General features: G+C 69.7%; 19 protein-coding genes. 9 read left to right on the forward strand and 10 right to left on the reverse strand.

What is annotated here, in order from left to right; translation table 11 throughout:
* Nucleotides 1-5 precede the first annotated feature (5 nt).
* From DEJ21_RS12490 to DEJ21_RS12525, 8 genes are all read right to left on the reverse strand, one after another.
* Nucleotides 6-980 (reverse strand): hypothetical protein, encoded by a 975-nt coding sequence (locus tag DEJ21_RS12490; RefSeq protein WP_181435867.1) that lies wholly within the window; start codon nucleotides 978-980, stop codon nucleotides 6-8.
* Nucleotides 981-988: 8 nt separating this feature from the next.
* Nucleotides 989-1,501 (reverse strand): SdpA family antimicrobial peptide system protein, encoded by a 513-nt coding sequence (locus tag DEJ21_RS12495; RefSeq protein WP_111224774.1) that lies wholly within the window; start codon nucleotides 1,499-1,501, stop codon nucleotides 989-991.
* Between the two features lie 63 nt (nucleotides 1,502-1,564).
* A complete protein-coding gene (locus DEJ21_RS12500) occupies nucleotides 1,565-2,239 on the reverse strand; it encodes a hypothetical protein (RefSeq protein ID WP_111224775.1) in 675 nt (224 codons plus the stop codon).
* A gap of 92 nt (nucleotides 2,240-2,331) precedes the next feature.
* Nucleotides 2,332-2,643 carry an SdpI family protein gene (locus DEJ21_RS12505; protein ID WP_181435868.1) on the reverse strand — a complete coding sequence of 104 codons (312 nt, stop codon included), beginning with the start codon at nucleotides 2,641-2,643 and terminating at the stop codon, nucleotides 2,332-2,334.
* A 307-nt stretch (nucleotides 2,644-2,950) separates the two neighbouring features.
* The gene (locus tag DEJ21_RS12510; RefSeq protein ID WP_111224777.1) at nucleotides 2,951-5,992 is read right to left on the reverse strand and encodes a glycoside hydrolase family 2 TIM barrel-domain containing protein; all 3,042 of its coding nucleotides are present in this window, start codon (nucleotides 5,990-5,992) and stop codon (nucleotides 2,951-2,953) included.
* Complete coding sequence (locus DEJ21_RS12515; protein WP_027464914.1) at nucleotides 5,989-6,924, reverse strand: carbohydrate ABC transporter permease; 936 nt, start codon at nucleotides 6,922-6,924, stop codon at nucleotides 5,989-5,991. Before DEJ21_RS12515 ends, DEJ21_RS12510 begins: the two co-directional genes overlap by 4 nt.
* Nucleotides 6,921-8,036: a carbohydrate ABC transporter permease gene (locus tag DEJ21_RS12520; RefSeq protein ID WP_111224778.1), complete on the reverse strand. Its 1,116-nt coding sequence runs from the start codon at nucleotides 8,034-8,036 to the stop codon at nucleotides 6,921-6,923. Before DEJ21_RS12520 ends, DEJ21_RS12515 begins: the two co-directional genes overlap by 4 nt.
* Complete coding sequence (locus tag DEJ21_RS12525; protein ID WP_111224779.1) at nucleotides 8,033-9,391, reverse strand: extracellular solute-binding protein; 1,359 nt, start codon at nucleotides 9,389-9,391, stop codon at nucleotides 8,033-8,035. Before DEJ21_RS12525 ends, DEJ21_RS12520 begins: the two co-directional genes overlap by 4 nt.
* 204 nt (nucleotides 9,392-9,595) lie before the next feature.
* On the opposite strand from DEJ21_RS12525, the gene DEJ21_RS12530 reads away from it, so the two are divergent.
* Together DEJ21_RS12530 and DEJ21_RS12535 are read left to right on the forward strand one after the other, a co-directional pair.
* Nucleotides 9,596-9,937, forward strand: coding sequence for a hypothetical protein (locus tag DEJ21_RS12530; RefSeq protein ID WP_111224780.1), 342 nt, complete (start codon nucleotides 9,596-9,598; stop codon nucleotides 9,935-9,937).
* Nucleotides 9,918-11,084: a Vms1/Ankzf1 family peptidyl-tRNA hydrolase gene (locus tag DEJ21_RS12535; protein ID WP_111224781.1), complete on the forward strand. Its 1,167-nt coding sequence runs from the start codon at nucleotides 9,918-9,920 to the stop codon at nucleotides 11,082-11,084. Before DEJ21_RS12530 ends, DEJ21_RS12535 begins: the two co-directional genes overlap by 20 nt.
* 77 nt (nucleotides 11,085-11,161) lie before the next feature.
* Here the strand turns inward: DEJ21_RS12535 and DEJ21_RS12540 are convergent, their stop codons facing one another.
* Complete coding sequence (locus DEJ21_RS12540; protein WP_071404949.1) at nucleotides 11,162-12,373, reverse strand: MFS transporter; 1,212 nt, start codon at nucleotides 12,371-12,373, stop codon at nucleotides 11,162-11,164.
* A 98-nt stretch (nucleotides 12,374-12,471) separates the two neighbouring features.
* On the opposite strand from DEJ21_RS12540, the gene DEJ21_RS12545 reads away from it, so the two are divergent.
* On the forward strand, nucleotides 12,472-13,173 hold the full coding sequence (locus tag DEJ21_RS12545) for a GntR family transcriptional regulator (RefSeq protein WP_231564062.1): 702 nt from the start codon (nucleotides 12,472-12,474) through the stop codon (nucleotides 13,171-13,173).
* Between the two features lie 79 nt (nucleotides 13,174-13,252).
* Here the strand turns inward: DEJ21_RS12545 and DEJ21_RS18260 are convergent, their stop codons facing one another.
* A complete protein-coding gene (locus DEJ21_RS18260) occupies nucleotides 13,253-13,402 on the reverse strand; it encodes a hypothetical protein (protein ID WP_155896754.1) in 150 nt (49 codons plus the stop codon).
* A gap of 228 nt (nucleotides 13,403-13,630) precedes the next feature.
* Here DEJ21_RS18260 and DEJ21_RS12550 point away from each other — a divergent pair, with 228 nt between their 5' ends.
* The 6 genes from DEJ21_RS12550 to DEJ21_RS12575 all read left to right on the forward strand — a co-directional run bounded on the left by DEJ21_RS12550 (nucleotide 13,631) and on the right by DEJ21_RS12575 (nucleotide 21,373).
* Nucleotides 13,631-14,731: a LacI family DNA-binding transcriptional regulator gene (locus tag DEJ21_RS12550; protein ID WP_071250632.1), complete on the forward strand. Its 1,101-nt coding sequence runs from the start codon at nucleotides 13,631-13,633 to the stop codon at nucleotides 14,729-14,731.
* Nucleotides 14,732-14,966: 235 nt separating this feature from the next.
* Complete coding sequence (locus DEJ21_RS12555) at nucleotides 14,967-16,727, forward strand: ABC transporter substrate-binding protein (RefSeq protein ID WP_258375042.1); 1,761 nt, start codon at nucleotides 14,967-14,969, stop codon at nucleotides 16,725-16,727.
* The gene (locus tag DEJ21_RS12560) at nucleotides 16,724-17,704 is read left to right on the forward strand and encodes an ABC transporter permease (protein WP_111224783.1); all 981 of its coding nucleotides are present in this window, start codon (nucleotides 16,724-16,726) and stop codon (nucleotides 17,702-17,704) included. Before DEJ21_RS12555 ends, DEJ21_RS12560 begins: the two co-directional genes overlap by 4 nt.
* Nucleotides 17,701-18,651, forward strand: coding sequence for an ABC transporter permease (locus DEJ21_RS12565; RefSeq protein WP_111224784.1), 951 nt, complete (start codon nucleotides 17,701-17,703; stop codon nucleotides 18,649-18,651). Before DEJ21_RS12560 ends, DEJ21_RS12565 begins: the two co-directional genes overlap by 4 nt.
* On the forward strand, nucleotides 18,648-20,504 hold the full coding sequence (locus DEJ21_RS12570) for an ABC transporter ATP-binding protein (protein WP_111224785.1): 1,857 nt from the start codon (nucleotides 18,648-18,650) through the stop codon (nucleotides 20,502-20,504). Before DEJ21_RS12565 ends, DEJ21_RS12570 begins: the two co-directional genes overlap by 4 nt.
* Nucleotides 20,501-21,373 carry an alpha/beta fold hydrolase gene (locus tag DEJ21_RS12575; protein ID WP_111224786.1) on the forward strand — a complete coding sequence of 291 codons (873 nt, stop codon included), beginning with the start codon at nucleotides 20,501-20,503 and terminating at the stop codon, nucleotides 21,371-21,373. Before DEJ21_RS12570 ends, DEJ21_RS12575 begins: the two co-directional genes overlap by 4 nt.
* Nucleotides 21,374-21,386: the final 13 nt, after the last annotated feature.

The following is a 21,386-nucleotide window of genomic DNA, read 5'->3' on the forward strand; positions in this document are numbered from 1 at the left end:
CGCGATCAGCCGGACCATTTCTCGGTCGACTGGACCAAAGGGCCACGGCGCGAGCTCCCGTCACCTCGCTCATGGGAGCCAGAGCGCGCCAGGCGAAAGACTTTCCACGGCATCGCGTCCCCTGAGCGCCACATGAGGACGAGCATTGAACCGAGCATCGAGATCTCGAACGTGACCAGTCCGAGAACCATCGAGAAGACGAGGTGCAGCGTCGCGGAGGCACCGAGCGTCAGCAAGCGAGGCGTACGAGATCGGGCGGCGAGCACTGAGACAGCGAGAACGTACTCGGTGACGATGACCCCCCACGTCGCAGCATGGAGGATGGTTCCATGTGACAGAACCCATTCGAGGAACTCTCGAACCTCGGAGCGGGCACCAAAGTTCGGTTGTTGCACCCAGTACCACAAGGCGCTTCCATCTGCCCATATGGGATGGGCTTGTTTGACGGTGGCGGCTTCGAGGTACACGTAGGCGAGTTGCAGCTTGAGCGCGAGCAACAGGACGTGGGCCGGGATGTTCCGCCGCTGGCGGAGCGCCGTATCGCGCGGACGCCAACCGTTCCACCGTCGATCGGTGCAGCAGACGACCGCCAGCACGACGCTGACAGTGGTCTCGAGGTAGTCGCCTCCCTCGATCCCGACCGTGTTCGATGCAAGGCTGAAAGCGGCGTAGGCGTGCAAAGGAGCCGATACCGCGGGCATGACCCCGAGCAGCGTGGGGATGCACATCGCCACCAGGAGCCAGCGAACCAGTTCGCCGAGGTTATCCGGTGCAAGGCAGAACGCACCTGCCGAAGCGATACCAGTGCAGGACGACGGTGTCGTACCGACCAGTGAAGGATCGTGTAGCAACACTGAAGTCGGATTGAGCAGCAGCACGAGGAAGGTCGACGAGGCCAGCACCGAGCGTGCGAGCGTTAGCTGGAAGCCGTGGGGTGACCGCCCCCACGCAATCATCACTCGATCGCCCCAGCGATCCAAGAGACGACTCAGCCGAAGCATCTGACCTCCAGCGCCAGGACAGCTCCCGGAGCCGCGACCCGGAAACGGGAGAACGCGAACGGAATCGGCGGTTGTCGGGTGAGGATCAGCGTTCCGCATAGAGACTCCGATGAACTGTGAAGCCGCACCACCGGAGCGTTTCGCAGGCCCGTCGTCGTCAAGCACGAGCCAGGGGCACTCAGTGCCCGGCAGTCGGTCCAACGGGTGCCGGCAGGCAGGCTTTCGAGCAGGAACGACAGGTCCTGGTCGAAGTTCCGGGATCGGCGTGAGAAGCCGAACAAGTTCTCCCTCGATGAAGTGACGTTGCCCTCCGCTACCCGCCATTCGTTGCCGTGCCGATGAGCGACTCGGACTATGTCTTCGCGTGCATCGCGGGTGAAGAAGCCCCATCCTTGTCGGAACAGTTGGGCGGCGGGCTGTCCTGAAAGTTGCCGTCCTGTCGGATCGCTCACGGTCTGTGACACCTTGTTGCCGGCGAACGACGCGAGCGTCAGGATCATGGCTCCTGCTACGGCGAGAACGGCGATTCCGAGCGCGATCTTCGACCGCTGCGCACTCACGTTCTACGCGAAGACCGTCGCCACTCGTGCGGCGACCTCGGACTCGTTCAGGTGGGGGTACTGCTCCACGATTCGGGCGGGATCGGGGGAGGGGAGGTTTCCGTCGACGCGTGGAGTTGACCGTGAACCGAACACCCCGTTGTTCGACCACAAGCCGTTTTGATTGACGACCATGTTGACGTTGCCGGCGACGTTGAAGTTGACCGCGGCGAGAACCGTTCCGACCGCGATCACTGCCACGAGTGCCGCAGCGCACACAGTGGGCCCACACACTCGTGGTTGCGTTGCGTCTGATCGCTCTGAGATCACCTCTGGGTACTGCGAACGCAGCGACTTCTCGAAAGCTTCGCGGAGATCACCGAAGGCCGACAGCGTTTTGTAGGGATCTCCGGACTTCACGGCTTCGATGGAGCTGTCGGTTCCGTACGCGCTGTTGTCGACCAGGTCGGTGACGATGTTGTCCATCACCTCGTCGTACTTCTTCAGTCCGGATTCGTCGAGATCCTCGGGAAGTTCGACCCTGGTGTTGATGCGGTCGGCGAATTCACCCTGGCCGAAGACCAAGCCTCGGACGATCTGCTCATCGGAGAACACATCGCGCTGGTCCGCGTGTGCGGCTGTCACGCTCCCCAAGGCGATCACTGCGGTGAGTGTGACTGCGGTGGTGATCAACTTCATGGCTACCCCTTTGTGAGTTGGTGGGTCGTGCTGTTGGTCTTCAGCGGCGGCGAATCAAGTGGTCCGGCTGCGGGTCGTTTCGAAGCGTCAGTTCAGTCGTCATCTCTGTTGGCTTCAACCAGCCGGGCGGCGCGATGGGCGACAACGGCACCGACGATGAGGAAGCAAACTGCGAGCGCCATCCCGATGGGGAGGTACGTGTCAGCAACGCGACTGGGTGCCACGATGTCCAGGACCCCGGAGCCGGCCAACGCTGCAGCACCGGAGTGGAGCCACCTTCGGGCCGCACGGTGGCCGACCTGCCAAGCAGCTTTGGACCGCATCACGGAAGCGATGCGGATTCCAGCGCCACCGTTCGGCCCGACGCTGCCGCGCGCAGTCAGCTCGGCGACGACGGTGATCACCGACGCGCTAGCAAAGAGGGCCAAGCCGGAGAGAAGCATATGAGTACTGAAACGTAGAATGTCACCTGTGTCAAGAGCCAATGAACCCCTTTGTGCATGCGGCATTGAGCAGCTGCCTCGCTGTGCTTCGATCGGAGGAGGTTGCGTCAACGGAGCGCTCTTGCAGGAGCGCGGCACACGGGAAGCGCCAACGGCCCCAATAGATTGGTGGGCTATCCGCTGCGCACGCAAAACACCGGTGTTCGCACTGCACGCCGCGGGATGCGGGTGTGCAACGTGCGAACACCGGTGTTTTGCGCGTGACCGACTAGCCCAGCAGCACGCTCCAACTGAAGGCCTGCGGCCAGAGCTGGTGCTCGGGCAGCACGTCGAGCCCGCACGCCCGGCTGCCGAGCCCGTGCTGCGCAGCGTCGAGGTACAGGTACAGGTGGTCGGACGTGGGCAGCTCGTGCGGGTGCTCGGCGCGGTCGATCTGCTGCGCGGTCCAGGGCGACAGGGCGAACCCCGCACGGTGCGACCCGACCGTCGTCACGGTGAACGGCCCGACCGCCAGCTCCCGCAGGTCGGGCCGGTGCCCGGTCTCCTGCGGCCGCGAGTACTCCACCCCGAGTGACCGCACCGGCGCGGTGAACCGCCCGACACGGGCAGCGTGCGAGGAATCGGCGTACGACTCCAGCGGTCCGGTCCCGAACCAGGTCGCGTCCCCGTCCGCCAGCGATGCCGGCAGGTCGAACCGCACCCCGATCCGCGGCCACGTGACGTCCCACGCGCCGAACGGCACGGCGTCGGTCTGCAGCACGAGCCCGTCGGACGTCAGGGTCCAGCGGTGCGTGACCTCGAGGCCCCACCCGCTGTTCGCCGCCGCGACGCGCACCCGCTGCTCCAGACCGGAGTCGGTCCGCGACACCGACACCAGCCGGTGCGTCAGCCGGTCCAGCCCTCGGTCGCGCCAGCGCGTCGCGGACGGGGGAGCGGTCGGGTCGCCGACCCCGTGCGTGAGCACCGGGTCCGCGGTCTCGTAGCCGCCCTGTGACGCCAGACGGTCGTTGTCCGTCGGCGCACGCCACAGCTCCAGGCGGGGCCCGGCGACCTCGTGGCCCTTCCAGGACACCAGGTCACCGCGGGCGTTGAAGGTGCCGTCACCCAGGTGGTCGCCGTCCCACCCCTGCCGGGAGGCCCGTGGTGCGTCCGCCGCGCGCGCCGCGACGAGCCGCTGGGTGCGTGCGACGACGTGGCCGGTGTCCGCCCACGCGGTCGGCCCCGCCAGTTCCACGGTCAGATCGAGCCAGAGCTCGTCGCCGGGTGTGAGTTCGGACGTGGCCGCGTCGAGCACCTCCGCGGGCACCGGGACCGTCGCCGACTCCCGAGCGGCGACGATGCCCGTGGACAGGCGTCCCGAGGCCTCGACGACGCCGTTCCGCGACAGGGTCCAGCACAGCCGGAGCCCGGCGGTCGAGGCCGAGTGGTACCGGTTCTCGACCAGCACCGTCGTGTCCGAGACCGCCAGGCGGATCGGGGCCACGACGGCGGCGAACTCGGCGAGCCCCGGCGTCGGGGTGTCGTCGGGCAGCACCAGGCCGTCCATCACGAAGTTGCCGTCGTGCACGACCTCGCCGAAGTCGCCGCCGTAGGCGTAGTAGTCCTCGCCCGTGGGCGTCTTCGCGAGCAGGCCGTGGTCCCGCCACTCCCACACGAACCCGCCGTGCAGCCGCGGGTACCGGTCGACCAGGGCCTCGTACTCGGCGATCTGCCCGGGGCCGTTGCCCATCGCGTGCACGTACTCGCAGTGGATGAAGGGCTTCGACCGCTGCCGCGCCGCCTCGGCCGGGCCGCAGCCGAGCAGGGGCGTCGGGGTGCCGCCGCCGATCGACTCGGTCTCCTGCAGCGTCGGGTACATCCGCGAGTAGACGTCGGTGTACTCGCCCGTGTAGTCGCCCTCGTAGTGCACGGGGCGCTCGGCGTCGCGGTCGTGCACCCACTGCGACATCGCCGCGAGGTTCCGGCCGGTGCCCGACTCGTTGCCGAGCGACCACATCACGATCGATGCGTGGTTCTTGTCGCGCTCGACGGTGCGCGCGATGCGGTCCACGTAGGCCTCGGCCCACGCCGGGTCGTCGGAGGGGTTGCCGACCCAGTCGGTGAACAGGAACCCGTGGGTCTCCAGGTCACACTCCAGGATGACCCAGAACCCGAGCTCGTCGGCCAGGTCGAGCACGCGGGGGTGCGGCGGGTAGTGCGAGGTGCGGATGGCGTTGACGTTGTTCCGCTTCATCAGCGCCATGTCGGCGCGCGCGTGCTCCTCGTCGAACACCCGGCCGCGCACGGGGTGGGTCTCGTGCCGGTTCACGCCGTGGAAGACCACGCGCTCGCCGTTCACCAGGAACCGGTCGCCGACGATCGACACGGTGCGGAACCCGAGCCGGAGCGACACGGTCTCACCGCCCGAGGCACCCGCGCCGACCGCCGCGGAGCCGGTCGACAGCGTCGCGTCGTACAGCTTCGGCAGCTCGGCGCTCCACGGTTCGACGCCCTCGACCTCGATCGGGGCGACGTCGTCCACCGTGGCCCAGGTGACGTCGACGCCCAGGTCGGGCACCGCGAACCGCACCGGGAACACCGCGTCGAGGGTCGGGAACGTGATCGTGCCGGTGCCCGTCTCCGGGCGCCCCGACGCCGCGGTGCCCGCCGAGGCAGCCGTGCCGAGCGTCGCCCGCCAGCCGGCCCGCACGAACACGTCGTCGATCGGCGCCGTGGGTCGGGCGAGCAGGGTGACGTCGCGGAAGATGCCGGGCAGCCACCACTGGTCCTGGTCCTCCAGGTAGGACGCCGCCGACCACTGGTGCACCCGGACCGCGAGCTCGTTCGCCCCCGGGCGCACCAGTTCGGTGACGTCGAACTCGGTCGCCAGGCGCGAGCCCGTCGACCACCCCACGAGCGTCCCGTTCAGCCACACCCGGAAGTGCGACTCGACCCCGTCGAACCGCAGCAGCACCCGGCCGGCACCGTCGAACGACGACGGTAGCTCGAACGTGCGGCGGTGGTCACCGGTCGGGTTCTCCTCCGGCGGGTGCGGCGGGTCGATCGGGAACGGGTACTGCAGGTTCGTGTAGCTCGGAGCGCCGTGCCCGTGCAGCACCCAGTGCGACGGCACCGGGAGCTCGCCCCAGGCCGGGTCGTCGTCCTCCCCACCCTCGGTCGCGAAGTCCTCGGAGACCGAGGCGACGGGCGACCACCGGAACCGCCAGTCCCCGTTCAGGGACAGGGACGGGGCGTCGGTGTGCAGCCAGGCACGGGGCGCCAGCCGCGAGTCGGAGCCGGGTGCGGTGGACGAGAGTGCGGAGTGGGTCAACCCTTGACCGATCCTTCCGTGAGGCCTCCACGCCAGAAGCGCTGGAGGACGATGATGGCGATGACGAGCGGGATGACCGAGACGAGCACCCCGCCGGTGGTGAGCTGGTAGAACTCCGGCAGGCGGTCGACCTGCGAGCGCCAGTTGTTCAGCCCCAGTGTTATCGGGTACAGCTTCTGGTCTGCCAGCATGATGAGCGGCAGGAAGAAGTTGTTCCAGATCCCGACCACCTGGAACAGGAACACGGTGACGAGCGCCGGGGTCATCTGCCGGAGCACCACGGTGTGGAAGATCCGCAGCTCACCGGCACCGTCGATGCGTGCCTGTTCGAGCAGGGTGGTGTCCACCGACGCGGCGGCGTACACCCGGCACAGGAACAGCCCGAACGGTGACACCAGGCTCGGGATGAGCACGCTCCAGTACGTGTCGGTCAGGCCCATCGACGAGAACAGCAGGAACAGCGGCAGTGCGGTCGCGGTCCCCGGCACGAGCACGCCGCCGAGGATCGTGCCGAACACGAACTGGCGCCCCCGGAAGTCGTACTTCGCCAGCGCGTACCCGCCGGCCGCGGCGAAGTAGGTCGCCAGGACGGCACCGACGCCGGAGTACAGGATGCTGTTCGCGATCCACCGGACGAAGATGCCACCGTCGTAGGTGAACACCTGCTGCAGGTTGCTCCAGAGCGCGAACTCGCCGCCGAACCAGAACCCGTTGGTCGAGAACAGCGCGCCCGTGGTCTTCGTCGCGGCGATGACGACCCAGTACAGCGGGACGATGAAGTACAGCGCGACGACGACGAGGATGCCCGTCACCACGATCTGCGAGCGCGGCGACCGGTCGAGCTTGCGGCGCTGGTGCGCCGAGATCGACGTGGTGTCCACGGGGACGGCGGTCTTCGCCGTGGCCGGCGCTTCGATGGCTTCGCTGGTCATCGGTCAGTCCCTTCGGTGGTCGCGACGCGACCGGCCTGGAGGCCCGGGTCGGCTTGGGTGGTGACCGTGCTGCCCGCCGCAGCGCGCGTCTGGAGCGCGGTGCGGGCCTCCCGGCCGTCGCGCCGTGCGCGCTTGCGTCGGTCGCGTTCGTCCTTGGGCGGTCGGTTCGTCAGCGCGAGGAACGTGAACGACAGGATGAACGCGGCCAGCGCGATGATGACCGCCTGCGCACTCGCGACGCCGTACTCGTTGAACGCGAACGCGTTCGTGTAGGCGGCGTAGTTCGGCGTGTACTCGGTGTCGATCGCCGGGGCGACCGTCGACAGGATCTGCGGCTCCGCGAAGAGCTGCAGGGTGCCGATGATCGAGAACACCGTCGTGAGCACCAGGGCCGGCGCGATGAGCGGGATCTGGATCCGCCACGCGACCTGGAACGCGTTCGCGCCGTCGACCTTGGCGGCCTCGTAGACCTCGCCGGGGATGGACTTCAGCTGCGCCACGATGATGAGCATGTTGTAGCCGGTGTAGGTCCACGTGACGATGTTCGCGATCGACCACAGCACACTGTTCGCGCCGAGGAAGTCCGGCTGCAGCCCCATCGACTGCAGCAGCGACACGATCGGTGACAGGCCGGGCACGTACAGGAACGACCACAGGATCGTGGCGATGACGCCGGGGACGCCGTAGGGCATGAAGTAGATCGCCCGGAAGAAGCCCGGCCAGCGGGCGCTCGCCGACTCGAGCAGCAGCGCGAGGATCGTGCACGCGATGATCATCACCGGGACCTGGACGATGCCGAACAGCAGCATGCGGCCGATCGAGGCGACGAACCCGCTGTCCTGCAGGGCGATCGCGTAGTTGTCGAACCCGGCGAACCGGCCGACGACGCCGTCCTCACCGAACAGGCCCTCGCGGTCGACGGTGGTGAACGACTGGAACAGGGCGCTGATGATCGGGATGACGAACGTCAGCAGGAACAGGGCCAGGAACGGGGCGAGCAGGATCCACGGGGCACGCTTCTGCGCGCTCGTGGCCTTCGTGCTCGTGCGGAAGGCGGGGGTGCCGCCGGCCGGTCGACCGGTGGACCGTGGGGTGGTGGTCTGCTGGGTCATCGTGCCGTCCTGACGCTGAGGCCCTTGTCCTTGAAGGACTGGACGATCTCCCGCTGTGCGAGCTCCACGGCGTCACTGAGCTTCAGGCCTGAGGTGAGCTTGCGGCGGAACTGGTTCTGCAGGCTGGTGAAGGCCGACTGGGTCACCGGGGACCACGACCAGTCGATGTTCTGCTCCTTCGAGGCCGGCACGAAGACGTCCTCGTTGTAGTTCTGGCCGGAGAACCACTTCGACGGCTTCTCGCGCTGCGCCCCGATGTAGTCGACCGCGGGCGACCAGCCGATGCCGCAGTACTTGATCATGGCGTCGATGCCCTCCTTCGAGGTGGTCATCCACGTGATGAACTCGAGCGCCTCCTTCGGGTGCTTCGCGTTCGCCAGCACCGCGGCCGTCGAACCGCCGATGGCGCTCGAGCCGAAGCCGTCGGCGCCCCACTTCTGCATCGGGGCGACCTTCCACTTGCCCTCGCCGCCCTGCACCGACTCGATCAGGGCGTCACCCCAGCTCGCGCTCGTGACCGCGGCGATCTTGCCGCTCGCGGCCGCGGCGTACCACCCGGGGGAGTAGGCACCGGCGCTCGTGTCGACGAGCTTGTCGTCGATCACCCCGTCGAAGAAGTCGGCGACCATGAGGGTCTTGTCGTCGGTCATGTCGACGACCCACTCGTCGCCGTCCACCTTGAACCAGCGCGCACCGGCCTGCTGCGCGTACGCGGCGAACGGTGAGGCGTCGGCGACCGGGAACACCTCGAGGTAGTTCTGCTTCCCGGTGCTCCGGACCTTGTCGGCCAGGTCACGCCACTCGTCCCAGGTCGTCGGGGGTTCGCCGCCGGCCTGCTCGAGGATCGCGGTCTGGTAGTAGAACCCCATCGGGCCGGTGTCCTGCGGGATGCCGTAGATGCCGTCGACGAACGACACCTGCGCCCACGCGGCCTCGTCGTACTTCGACTCGAAGTCCTTCGCGCCGTACCGGGCCAGGTCGACCAGGCCGTTCGCGAGCATGAACTCGGGGATCTGCCGGAGCTCGACCTGTCCGATGTCCGGGCCGCCGCCGGCCGCGAGCGCGGAGTACATCTTCTGGTACCCGCCGCTGTTGCCGCCGGGGATCCAGTTCGCCGACACCTGGATGTCCGGATGTGTCCTGTTCCAGACGTCGCAGACCTTCTGCAGGTCCTTGAGCCAGGCCCAGTAGGTGAGCTGGACGGTCTCACCCGAGGCCGCGGCGGGCACGAGGGCCGCCTTGTTGACGTTGGTCGAGCCCGGGACCGCACAGCCGGCGAGGAGTCCCGCCGCCGCGGTGCCGAGGCCGAAGCCCAACAGGTGTCGTCTCGTGATGGGTCGTGGTCGTGGCGCCATTGCCGCACTCCGTTCGTCGTTGATCGGGGTTGCCCACACCCAACCACAGAACCGAACGCCGTTGTGGTTTCGTGACCGTACCGACACTGCGCATTCCCGGCTGACCTTGGAACGGCCCCAGGCCCGGGCGCGGACGGTGGGTCCAGCAGACACCGACGCCCCGGACGGCGAAGGCCGCCGGTGGCACGACCGGGAGGAGAAGCGATGATCGAACGCGGGAACACCACCCACCGCGCCGAACTCGACGAGCAGCTCGCGCACGAGGCGCAGAGCATCGTCCAGGGGCACGGCAGCAACGCGCACGTCGAAGAGTTCCGACAGTCGGAGCCCGTCCCCGACGACACCGACGCCCCGGAGACGGTCACCGCCTCCGGGTACGACGGCGAACTCGAGGGCGAACTGCAGGACGACGCCACCAACGTCCTCCCCGAGGACGACGCGGACCTGGCCGACCCCCTGCCCTCCGGCGAGGGCGACGGGGCCGACGCCACCGTGTACCGCACCGAGACCGGGGAGGGCAGCACCGATGGCACTGACGCAGAATGAGGCACCGCACCTGCAGTCCGGCATCGCCGAGCGGCTGAAGCGTGGCGGCACCTGGACCTGGGCGTACGTGGACGCATCGGGCGACCGCGAGGACCCGCAGCACCTCGCCGCGCTGCAGCGCCGGAAGGCCGAGGACGTGCTCCGGTCGGCCGGTGCGGACGCCGACGTCATCGACACCGTGATGGCCGAGCTCGAGGAGACGCCCGGGGTGCCGGCGCCGGTCAGTCGGTACGTGCTCGTGCACGACGGCGAGCTCGTGCTCAGCGAGGTCCTGCCCGGCGCGATGCACGCACCGACCTCGATCGGCCACGACCCCGTGCCCGACCTGCTGCCGCTCCTGGCGCACCGGCCGCTCGACCTGCCGTTCCTGATCGTCGAGGTGGGCCGTGAAGGTGGTGGCTACCGCGCCTACCGCCTGGGCCACGCCGACGTGCCGGACCAGCGCGACGAGCAGCGCGTGCAGGGACGTACCGACACGCTCCACAAGTTCCAGGGCGGCGGCTGGGCGCACCTGCGGTGGCAGCACCACACCGAGGAGATCTGGCGCGACAACCAGAACGAGGTCGCGACCGCCATCGACGAGGCGTTCCGACGGCTGCAGCCGAAACTCATCGTCGTTGCGGGGGACATACGCGCACGGGGCCTCCTGCTCGACCAGCTGTCCACCGAGGCGCGCGCGGTCGTCTCCGAGGTCCCGGTCGACACCCGGGCGTCGGACGCGTCCGAGACCGCCCTCGTCGAGCACGTCGACATCGCGCTCGCCCGGGTGATCGCGACACGGCGGCACGACTTCGAGGACCTGCTCCGCACGCACGTCGGTCGCGGGGACAACCAGACGGTCGCCGGCATCGGCTCCGTGGTCGAGGCGCTGCAGCAGGCGCAGGCCTCGGTCGTCGCGATCGACGCCGCCGCGATCGGCGACCGCACCCTGCTCGCGCTGGGAGCGGTGCCGTGGATCGCCACGGCACCCGAGCAGGCGGCCGGGGCGCCGGTCATCGGACCGGTCCCGGCCGTGTGCGCGATCGTCCGGGCGGTCGCCCTCACCGACGCGGAGCTGCTGCTCGTGAACGCCGCGTCGCTGCCGAACGGCGCGCCGGCCGCGGCGTTGCTGCGGTGGCCGGTGGGACCGGCGGTGCCGGCCGCCTGAGTGGTGACCGGACGACGGACGGGAGGCCCGGTGCCGGCTGGTACCGGGCCTCCCGTCCGTCTCGGCGCGGCGCGCGGTCAGTCGTGCGAACGGTCGCGTCGGGGCACCAGCGGGACCGCGAGCAGCGGGAGCACCGCCACGATGCCGAACGACGCCGCGAACCCGAGCGCACCGACCAGCGCCCCGATGCCCGGACCGACGGCGCTCGCCGCGATGAACTGCCCGGTGTTCTGCGCGCCGAGCGCCCGGCCGGACCAGAACGGCCCCGCCGCCTCGGCGACCGACGTGTACGCCAGCCCGTTGTCGGCGACCGTCACGCTCGTCGCGAGCACCAGGAACACCGCGGCCCCGGCCAGGTGCGTCGCGTCGACGACCGCGAGCACCGCCATCACCACCGCGGCGCTCACCGCGACGATGCGCAGGGGTCCGACGCGCGATCCGGCACGGTCGCTCCAGCCACCGACCAGGATCCGGCCGATCGCCCCGACGAACTGCGCGGCGCCGACGAGCAGCCCGGCCGCCGGTGTCGACCAGCCGAGGCCGACGAGCCAGACGAGCCCGTACGTCGACAGGGTGAACTGCGGCACCACGAGCAGGACCGACACCGCGTGCACCCGCCACAGGAAGCCGCTCGAGCGGTAGGGGTTCGCGGTCGCCGTCGTCGCCACCGTGGCCCGGGCAGGGCGTGGCGGGTCGGTGATCCCGATCGCGCAGCAGACGGCGAGCACGGCGCACAGCACGATCGGCAGGACCAGGGCCGTGCGGATCCCGGAGCCCTCGGCGAGCTGCGGCACCGTGACCGCCGCGAGCGTCACCCCGAGCGGCTGCGACATCTGCCGGATGCCCATCGCGAGTCCCCGGCGCTCCTTCGGGAACCACCCCACCACGACCCGACCACTCGCGGCGTTCGTCGAGGCGCTCGTCATGCCGCCGGCCAGGAACGCCAACCCGAGCAGCACCGGGTCGCCCGCAGCGAGCCAGGCGCCGACCACGGCCAGCGTGGTGAGCACGAGCCCGCCGGCGATGACGACGCGCTCGCCGAACCGGTCGGTGATCGCGCCCCAGGCGATGAGCGTCAGCACCATGCCGAAGGTGGGGGCGGCGGCGAGCAGCCCGGCGGCCGGCAGGGACGTGCCGCGGCTGAGCAGGTGGGGGATGAGGAGCGCCGGGGCGGACACGACGAGCGTCCCCGCCGCCTGGGCCGCGACCCCGAGGGCGAGCATCGTCCAGGCGCGGGCGGAGACCGGCGGCGTCGTGGTGGATCGCTGCGGGGCGTCGGTCGTGGGCATGGGTCGTCTCGGCCGTTCGTCGTCGTTCCATCGCGGAACGGATTGGTATACCAGAACGGTATACCATTCCCGCCGTCACGCCGCTAGGCTTGTCCGCCGTGACCGACACGACCGACGCCGCGCCCGTGTCGCAGACGGCCCAGCTCTACGACAACCTGCGCGCAGCCATCCTGACCCTCGACATCGCACCGGGGGAGCGCATCTCGGAGCGGGGGCTCGAGGCACGGTTCCACGCCTCGCGCACGCCGGTCCGCGCCGCACTGTCGCGGCTCGAGCGCGAGGGACTCATCCTGCACGAGGGCCGCTCGTGGACGGTCACCCCGATCGACCTCGACGAGATCGCCTCGCTCGCCGAACTCCGCGGCATCCTCGAGCCCGCTGCCGTGCGGTTGGCCGTCCAGCGTGCCACCCCCGAGCAGCTGGCCGAGGTCCGCGGGCACCTCGACGCGCTCCAGCCCACCCCCGACCAGCAGGCCGGCATCCGCATGGGGTCGACGTTCCACCTCGACCTCGCCGCGCTCGGTGGCAACCGGTTCGTCACCGACGCCATCGCCGACGCCCTGACGCGGCTCGAGCGCACGCGCTGGATCGAGGTCCGCACGCCCGAGGCACGCGACGCTGCCTGGGACGAGCACAGCGCCATCATCGACGCCGTGCGCGACGGGGACGCGGACCGCGCAGCGGAACTCGTCGCCGCGCACGTCGCCGGCACGAACGACCGGCTCCTCAGCTGGATCGCGCAGGAGCGCCGACGCCTGCGCGGGGCAGGCATGACGATCGTGGGCGCGACCGAGCGCTGAGTGCGCGCGGACGTGAGCGGTCTGCGGGCGCCTGCCCGGGCCTCCTGGCCGTGTCCGGGGGGAGGCCGGGCGCGAGCCGCTACCGCAGGTCCGTCGTCTCCTGCGGTGCGTCGAGGTCGTCGAACGTGCGGATCGAATCCGTGCGTTCGAGCAGCGCGTCGCGCACCTCGGCCTCGTCGTGGCTCGCGCGGAGTGCGAGCTTGCTCCCGGAACGTGTCGACTGTGACATGTCGTGTCCTTCCCCTGTGTGTGGGCAACCTGATCGGTGCGGGCACGCGGCCCGCTGGTGCGCTTCCTCACGGGACGTACTGAGGTCGGAACAGTGTCGCGCGACCCCCGCTGTCCCGCAAGCGTTTCCGGCACCGTGTGGAGAACTCCCGGGACACGGCATGCCTAGGATGGTCCGGCCGCACAGCGCGAGGCGCGGCACCAGCGGACGTCGAAGGGGAGGCACGGGTTGGCCGACCAGCGCACCGCACCTCCCACGGTCTACGACGTCGCCTCTGCGGCCGGCGTCTCCATCGCCACCGTCTCGCGCGTGCTCCGCACGCCCGACGCCGTCCGCGAGGGCACCCGGGACCGCGTGCAGGCGGCGATCCGGAGCCTCGGCTACGTCCCGTCGGGCAATGCCCGCGCCCTCGCCGGCAAGCGCACCGGCGTCGTTGGACTGCTGCTGCCCGGGTTCGACGTGGTGCCCGACGAGCGGCCGGACCTGGTCACCGACGGCGGCGTCCGCGTGGTCGACGACCGGCGGCACGTGACGCAGCCGTTCTCGTCCAACCTGTACTTCGACGAGGTCCTGCGCGGTGCCGAGACCGAGGCCTGGCAGCGGGGGCTCGCGCTCATGGTCGCCGCCGGGCGGGGTTCGTCGCGCGACGTCATCGTGAACGACGTCGCCGGCCGGGTCGACGGGCTCGCCGTGCTGGCGCAGACCGTGCCCGACGACCTGCTCGAGCACGTCGCCCGCCGCATCCCCGTCGTGGTGCTCGCCGACGACCGGCGCTCGCACGGGTTCGACTCGGTGAGCGTGGACAACGCCGCGGGCATGCGGACCCTGGCGTCGCACGTGATCGGGCGCCTGGGGATCCGGTCACTCGCCTACGTCGCAGGGCCGATCGACTCGCCCGACGACATGGAGCGCTCGGCGGGGTTCCGCGCGGCGCTGGCCGACCACGGGGTGCCGGCCTCGGCGGTGCGCACCGTGCACGGCGACTTCGGCCGGGCCCGGGCGCGGGAGCTCGCGGTGTCGCTGCTGGCCGACGACGTCCCGCGCGCCGTCGTCTGCTCGAACGACCAGTCCGCCCTCGGGGTGCTCGACGCCGCCGCTGCCCGGGGGCTCCGCGTGCCCGAGGACCTCGTCGTGACCGGGTTCGACGGCATCGACGCCGGTCGGTTCTCGTCGCCGCGCCTGACGACGGTGCACCAGCCGATGGGGGCGCTCGGGCGTGCTGCCGTCCTGGCGATCGTCGACCGGCTCGAACGTCGCGAGGGGCCGCCGCGCGCCGTGCGCCTGCCCGTCGAGGTGCTGCTGCGCGAGAGTTGCCCGCCCGCGCTGTAGGCGTGCGTGCCGTCGCGAGGCCGCACCGTGCGAGGGGCGTGTGGTGCGAGGTTCCGTGTTCGGTGCGAGCCTCGCGACCTCGCACCACGGACGGAACCTCGCACCACGCGCGACGACCCTCGCACCGTGCGACGCCCCGCGCCGACGACACCTCGCACCGTGCCGCCCCGCGAAACAACACCCGCAGTTGCACGCCACGATGTAAGCGCATACATTGAGCACGTACCGAATCGACATGGAGGTCGACCGAGCAATGACGCTTCCCCCACAGCGCACGCGCGGCACGCGTGACCCAGGCCCCCGCCGCCGAGGCCGCCTCGTCGCGGCCATCGCCGGCCTCGCCGCAGTGGCCCTCGTGGCCACCGGCTGCAGCATCCAGGTCCGCTCCGAACCCGATCCCACCATCGGCAAGGACACGATGCTCATCAACGCGGACCGCGGCAACCCGCTGTTCGACCGCAACTTCAACCCGTACATCACCAACGCCCGGACGGCCTCCAAGTGGATGTACGAGCCCCTCATCGAGGTGAACCCCCTCGACGGCAAGCGCAACCCGTGGCTCGCCAGCGCATGGAGCCAGCCCGATGCGAAGACGATCGACATGACGATCCGCTCGGGCGTCGAGTGGTCGGACGGTTCGCCGTTCAGCGCGAAGGACGTCGTCTTCACCTTCGACCTGCTCAAGAAGTTCCCCGCCATGGACGTCAAGGGCGCCTGGCAGCACATCAAGAGCATCGAGCAGGACGGCGACCACGTCGTCTTCCACCTCAAGGGCGAGGACGTCCCGAGCCTGACGATCATCGGGCAGACGTACATCCTGGGTGAGGACCACTGGAGCGGTGTGAAGGACCCGACGACCTGGCGCGACCCGAACCCGGTCGGCACCGGGCCGTTCGTCCTCGGCAACTACACCGACCAGCAGTACTCGATGGACAAGAACCCGAAGTACTGGCAGGCCGACAAGATCGCCATCAAGCACCTCATCCTGCCGGCGACGAACACGCAGCTCGACACCGTCACCCGCGGCTACGACTGGGCGTACTCGTTCATCTCCGACGTCAAGGGCACCTGGGGCGCCGCGTCGAAGACGAACGAGTGGTGGTTCCCGGCCGGCGGTGTGATCGGCCTCATCCCGAACCTCACGAAGGCGCCGTTCAACGACGTCAACGTCCGCCGGGGCATCTCGCTCGCGCTGGACCGCGACGCCATCGCCGAGACGGCGTCCGAGGGCAACCTGGCGGCGGCGGGCCAGACCGGCCTGATCCTGCCGAACCAGGAGCGGTACCTCAACCCGGACATCCCCGACCAGGGCATGATCACCCAGGACCTCGAGGCCGCGAAGGCGAACTTCGCGAAGTCCGGGTACGTGGAACAGGGCGGGAAGCTCGTCAAGGACGGCAAGCAGCTGTCGATCACGATCACCACGGCCAACGGCTACTCCGACTGGCTCCGCGCGGCGCAGGAGGTCCGCAAGAACCTCGCCGCGATCGGCGTCGACGTGACCATCAGCGCACCACAGCCCGCCGGGTACCAGCAGTCGATCAACAACGGCGAGTTCGACATGGCGATGGGCGGCATGGGCAACGGTGACGTCTACCAGGCGTTCAACTCCCTGCTCAGCAGCGAGTTCTACCAGCCCGTCGGCAAGTCGACCGTCAACAACTACGAGCGGTACAAGAACGCCGACACCCAGAAGCTCCTCGACGAGTACAAGGCGACGACGGACACCGCGAAGCAGCAGGAGATCCTCGACCAACTGCAGCAGACCGTGTACGACGAGCTCCCCGTCATCGGCATGTACTACGGCGGGCTCTGGGGCCTGTTCAACACCGGCAAGTTCGTCGGCTGGCCGAGTGCGAAGGACCCCTACATGGCACCGCAGAACTACGACTCCGCACCGCTGCTCATCTTCACGAAGCTCCGGCTGCGCGACAGCGCCGCGGGCAAGCAGATCCTGCAGGAGCAGAAGGCTGCGGAGCAGGAGGACCAGAAGTGAAGTACATCCTCCAGAAACTCGTCCTCTTCGTCCTGACCCTCTGGGCCGCGGTCACGCTGAACTTCCTGCTTCCGCGTCTCATGCCGGGCAGCCCGTCGGATGCCGCCCTGGCGAAGCTCAGCCGGAACGGCCCCGTCACGGAGGCCACCAAGAACGCCGTCGAAGCCCAGCTCGGCGTCCCCACCGGCAACCTGTGGGACCAGTACGTCAGCTACCTGCACCAGGTCATCACCCTCGACTTCGGGGTCAGCTACACGTTCTACCCGCAGCCCGTCGGTGACCTCGTGTCGAAGGCCCTGCCGTACACGCTGATCCTCGTCGGGGTCGTCACGATCCTGGCCTTCGTCCTCGGCACCCTGATCGGTGTCGCGGCGGCGTGGAAGCGCGGCACCTGGCTCGACTCGCTGCCCACCCTGTCGGGCAGCTTCATGTCGACGTTCCCGTACTTCTGGACCGCCCTGCTGCTGCTGTTCTTCCTCGGCTACGTGCTGCACTGGTTCCCGACGACGGGTGCCTACTCGGCCACGACGACGCCCGGCCTGAACGGTGCGTTCTTCGGTGACGCCCTGCAGCACGCGGTGCTGCCGGCGGTCACGATCCTGGTGACGAGCCTCGGCGGCTGGATCATCGGCATGCGCAACGCGATGATCAACACCCTCGGTGACGACTACGTGACCTTCGCCGAGGCCAACGGCCTCCGCGGGCGCACCGTCGCCATCCGCTACGCGGCCCGCAACGCGATCCTGCCGAACCTGACCGGCTTCGGTCTGGCGCTCGGTGGCGTGGTCGGCGGTTCCGTCCTGGTCGAGCAGGTCTTCGGCTACCCGGGCATCGGCTACCTGCTGTTCAACGCCGTCATCGGGCAGGACTACCCGCTCATGCAGGCCCTCTTCCTGATGATCACCGTGTCGGTGCTCATCGCCAACTTCATCGTGGACGTCATGTACGGCGTCCTGGACCCGAGGACGCGTCGATGACCAACACCACCACCCCGGACGCCACAGTCGCAGTCCGCACGCAAGAAGAAGCAGCCCAGGCGCCGAGCAAGCTCCGCGCCGCAGCCCGCCAGTTCGGCGTCGTCTGGTCGAACAAGAAGGCCCGGATCGGCATCATCATCCTCGGCGTCTTCGTGTTCGTGGCGATCTTCGCCCCGCTCCTGGCCCCGTACGGCGCCAGCCAGAACGGCTTCGCCCGGTCCGCCGACGCGACGCCCGACCACTGGATGGGCACCACCGCCGCCGGCGAGGACGTCCTGTCCCAGATCATCTACGGCGCCCGCATCTCGGTCATGGTCGGCGCGGTCGCGGGCATCCTGTCCACGCTCGTCGCCGTCGCGATCGGCCTCAGCTGGGGCTACGTCCGCGGCTGGATCGCCGAGGTCATCGGGTTCATCGTGAACCTGTTCCTCGTCATCCCGGGTCTGCCCCTGATGATCGTCATCGCCGCCTACTTGCAGAACGGCGGCATCGCGGTGATCATCGCGGTCATCGTCGTGACCGGTTGGGCGTGGGGCGCTCGCGTGCTCCGCTCGCAGACGCAGTCGCTGCGCGGTCGGGACTTCGTCACCGCCGCCCAGTTCTCCGGTGAGGGCGCGACCCGCATCGTGTTCCGCGAGATCCTGCCGAACATGACGAGCCTCATCGTCGGCAGCTTCTTCGGGGCCGCCACCAGCGCCATCCTCGCCGAGGCGGGCCTCGAGTTCCTCGGACTCGGCGACTCGTCGATCGTCAGCTGGGGCACGATCCTGTACTGGGCGCAGAACTCGAACGCGCTCCTCACCGGGCAGTGGATCCTGCTCTTCGCGCCGGGTCTCTGCATCGCGCTGCTCGCGATGAGCCTCACCCTGATCAACTTCGGCGTCGACGCCGTGTCCAACCCGCGGCTGCGCGACGGCGCACGGCCCCGTAAGGAGAAGCGCGCATGAGCGGCTTGCCAGAAACGCACCCGGCAGACGGCCTGGGCCCACGCCGCCGGTACCGGACCGACGCGTCAGCGGCGGGCCGGCCGAGCCGGTGGGGAGAGGCGCCCACCGGCGCCGCCACGGGCCTCCAGTCCGACGCACGTCACGACCAGGGCGACGCCTCCGTCCTGCTCGACGTCCGCGACCTGTCGGTCGTCTACGAATCGGCCGGCCAGACGGCCGTCCAGGCCGTCGACCACGTGTCGTTCCAGCTCAAGAAGGGTGAGTTCGTCGGCCTGGTCGGCGAGTCCGGTTCCGGCAAGTCGACGCTCGGCTACGCGCTGACCCGGCTGCAGAAGCCGCCGGCGCGCACGAACGGCGGCAGCATCGTCTTCGCGGGCAAGGACATCCGCGACCTCGACGACGAAGCCCTGCGCCAGCAGCGGCAGGGCGGCTTCGCGATGGTGCTGCAGTCCGGCATGAACGCGCTCAACCCGGTGCGCACCATCCGGAACCACTTCATCGACGTCTTCAAGGCGCACGGCCACGTGTCGCGCGACCGCTGGGACGCCCGGATGAAGGAGCTCATCGAGAAGGTGAAGCTGCCGACCTCGATGCTCGCCCGGTTCCCCGGGGAGCTCTCCGGCGGCATGCGGCAGCGCGTCTCCATCGCGCTGGCGCTCTCGCTCGAGCCGCAGCTCATGGTGTTCGACGAGCCGACGACGGCGCTCGACGTCCTCGTGCAGCACGCCGTGATGGACACGATCATCGAGCTCCAGCGCAGCGAGGGCTTCACGGCGATCCTCATCAGCCACGACCTCGGCATCGTCCTCGAGGCCACCGAGCGCGTCCTCGTCATGCACGAGGGCCGGATCGTCGAGGATGGCGGCTCCCGCGAGATCCTCCGCGACCCGCAGGACGAGTACACGCAGATGCTCCTGTCGCACTACGCCGACCCCCGCGCCGAGGTGGTGTCGCTGCCGGGCTTCCCGGACCGCTCGCTCCGCGCCGAGGCCGGCGAGAAGCGGCAGGAGACGACCTCGTCGTTCAGCACCGTCGGCTCCCGCGAGCGCAGTGCCGCCCGCAACCCGATCGTCGTCGACCACATCGTGAAGACCTACCCGGCTCCCCGCCGCGGTGAGCAGCCGGTGCAGGCCGTGCGCGACGTGTCGTTCACCCTCGAGCCCGGGCAGTCGCTCGCCCTGGTCGGCCAGTCCGGTTCGGGCAAGTCGACCATCGCGAAGCTGCTCACCGGCGTCGAGAAGCCGACCACCGGCACGGTCCGGTTCGGGGACCTCGACGTCGCCCGCCTCGGCAAGCGCGGCCTGCGGGACCTCCGCTCCGAGGTGCAGATGGTCTTCCAGGACCCGTACTCGGCGCTCAACCCGCTGCACACGGTCGAGTACACGCTGTCCCGGCCGATCGCGAACTACACCGGGCTGACCGGCCGCGATGCCCGGCGCCGGGTGCTCGAGCTGCTCGAGACGGTCGGGCTCACCCCCGTCGAGCAGTTCGCGCAGAAGCTCCCGCACCAGCTCTCCGGCGGGCAGCGGCAGCGCGTGGTGATCGCCCGGGCGCTCGCGAGCGACCCGCAGGTGATCATCGCCGACGAGCCGGTGTCCATGCTCGACGTGACGCTGCGCGCCGGTGTGCTCGCACTGCTCGAGGACCTCCGCGAGCAGTGGGGCGTCTCGCTCCTCTACATCACGCACGACCTGCTGAGTGCGCGGCTCATCACGGACGACATCATGGTGCTCCACGAGGGCGCCGTGGTCGAGCGGGGGCACACGGCCCAGGTGCTGCAGGACCCGCAGGACCCGTACACGATCGCCCTCCTCGACGCTGTTCCCAACCCGCGGAGGACCCTGCGCGCATGACGAACCTGCACGACTTCCCGACGGTCCCGCCGTTCGGGCACCTGCCCACCCCGGACGGCGTCGACGTCGTCGGGATCGACGTCCCGGTCGGGCGGCTCACGGCCTACCGGATCGTGCCCGAGGGGGTGTCGAAGGGCACCGTGCTCATCGTCCCCGGCTACACCGGCTCGAAGGAGGACTGGCGGACCTTCCTGCCCGTGCTCCGCGACGCCGGGTGGACCGCGGTCGCGATCAGCCGGCGTGGTCAGGCCGACTCGGCAGCGCCGACCGAGCCGCGGGACTACTCCCTCGACGAAGAAGCCGCCGACGTCGTCCGGGTCGCGCGCCTGCTCGACGACGGTGCCCCCGTGCACCTGGTCGGGCACTCGCTCGGCGGTGTGATCGTCCGGGCCGCCGCGATCCAGGACCCGACGGCGTTCCGCGACGTCGTGCAGTTCTGCTCCGGGCCGCACGGGTGGCCGTACCGCAAGGTCGCCGAACTGACGATCCTGCACGACACCGGCGGGAACCTCCGGCAGCTGTTCGACTCGACGAACCCGCTCTGGGCGTACCGCCCCGACGCCGAGCTGCCCGACGACGTCCGGATGGTCCGAGACCGCTTCGACGCGACGAGCCCGCTCAGCGTCGTCGCCGGTGGCCACATCCTCGAGGACCACACCGACGCCTCCGACGCCCTGCGCGCCACCGGCCTGCCGGTCCTCGTCGCCCACGGCGAGTGGGACAACGCCTGGCCGATCCCGTGGCAGCGGGTGATGGCCGAGCAGACCGGGGCCGAGTACGTCGTCATCCCCGCGAGCTACCACGGCCCCCAGGTCGAGAACCCGCTCGGGACGGTCGCCGTCTTCGACGCATTCCTGAGCCAGCACTGACTCGAACAAGCAC

Origin of the sequence: Curtobacterium sp. MCSS17_006 (assembly GCF_003234215.1) — a bacterium.
GTDB lineage: Bacteria > Actinomycetota > Actinomycetes > Actinomycetales > Microbacteriaceae > Curtobacterium > Curtobacterium flaccumfaciens.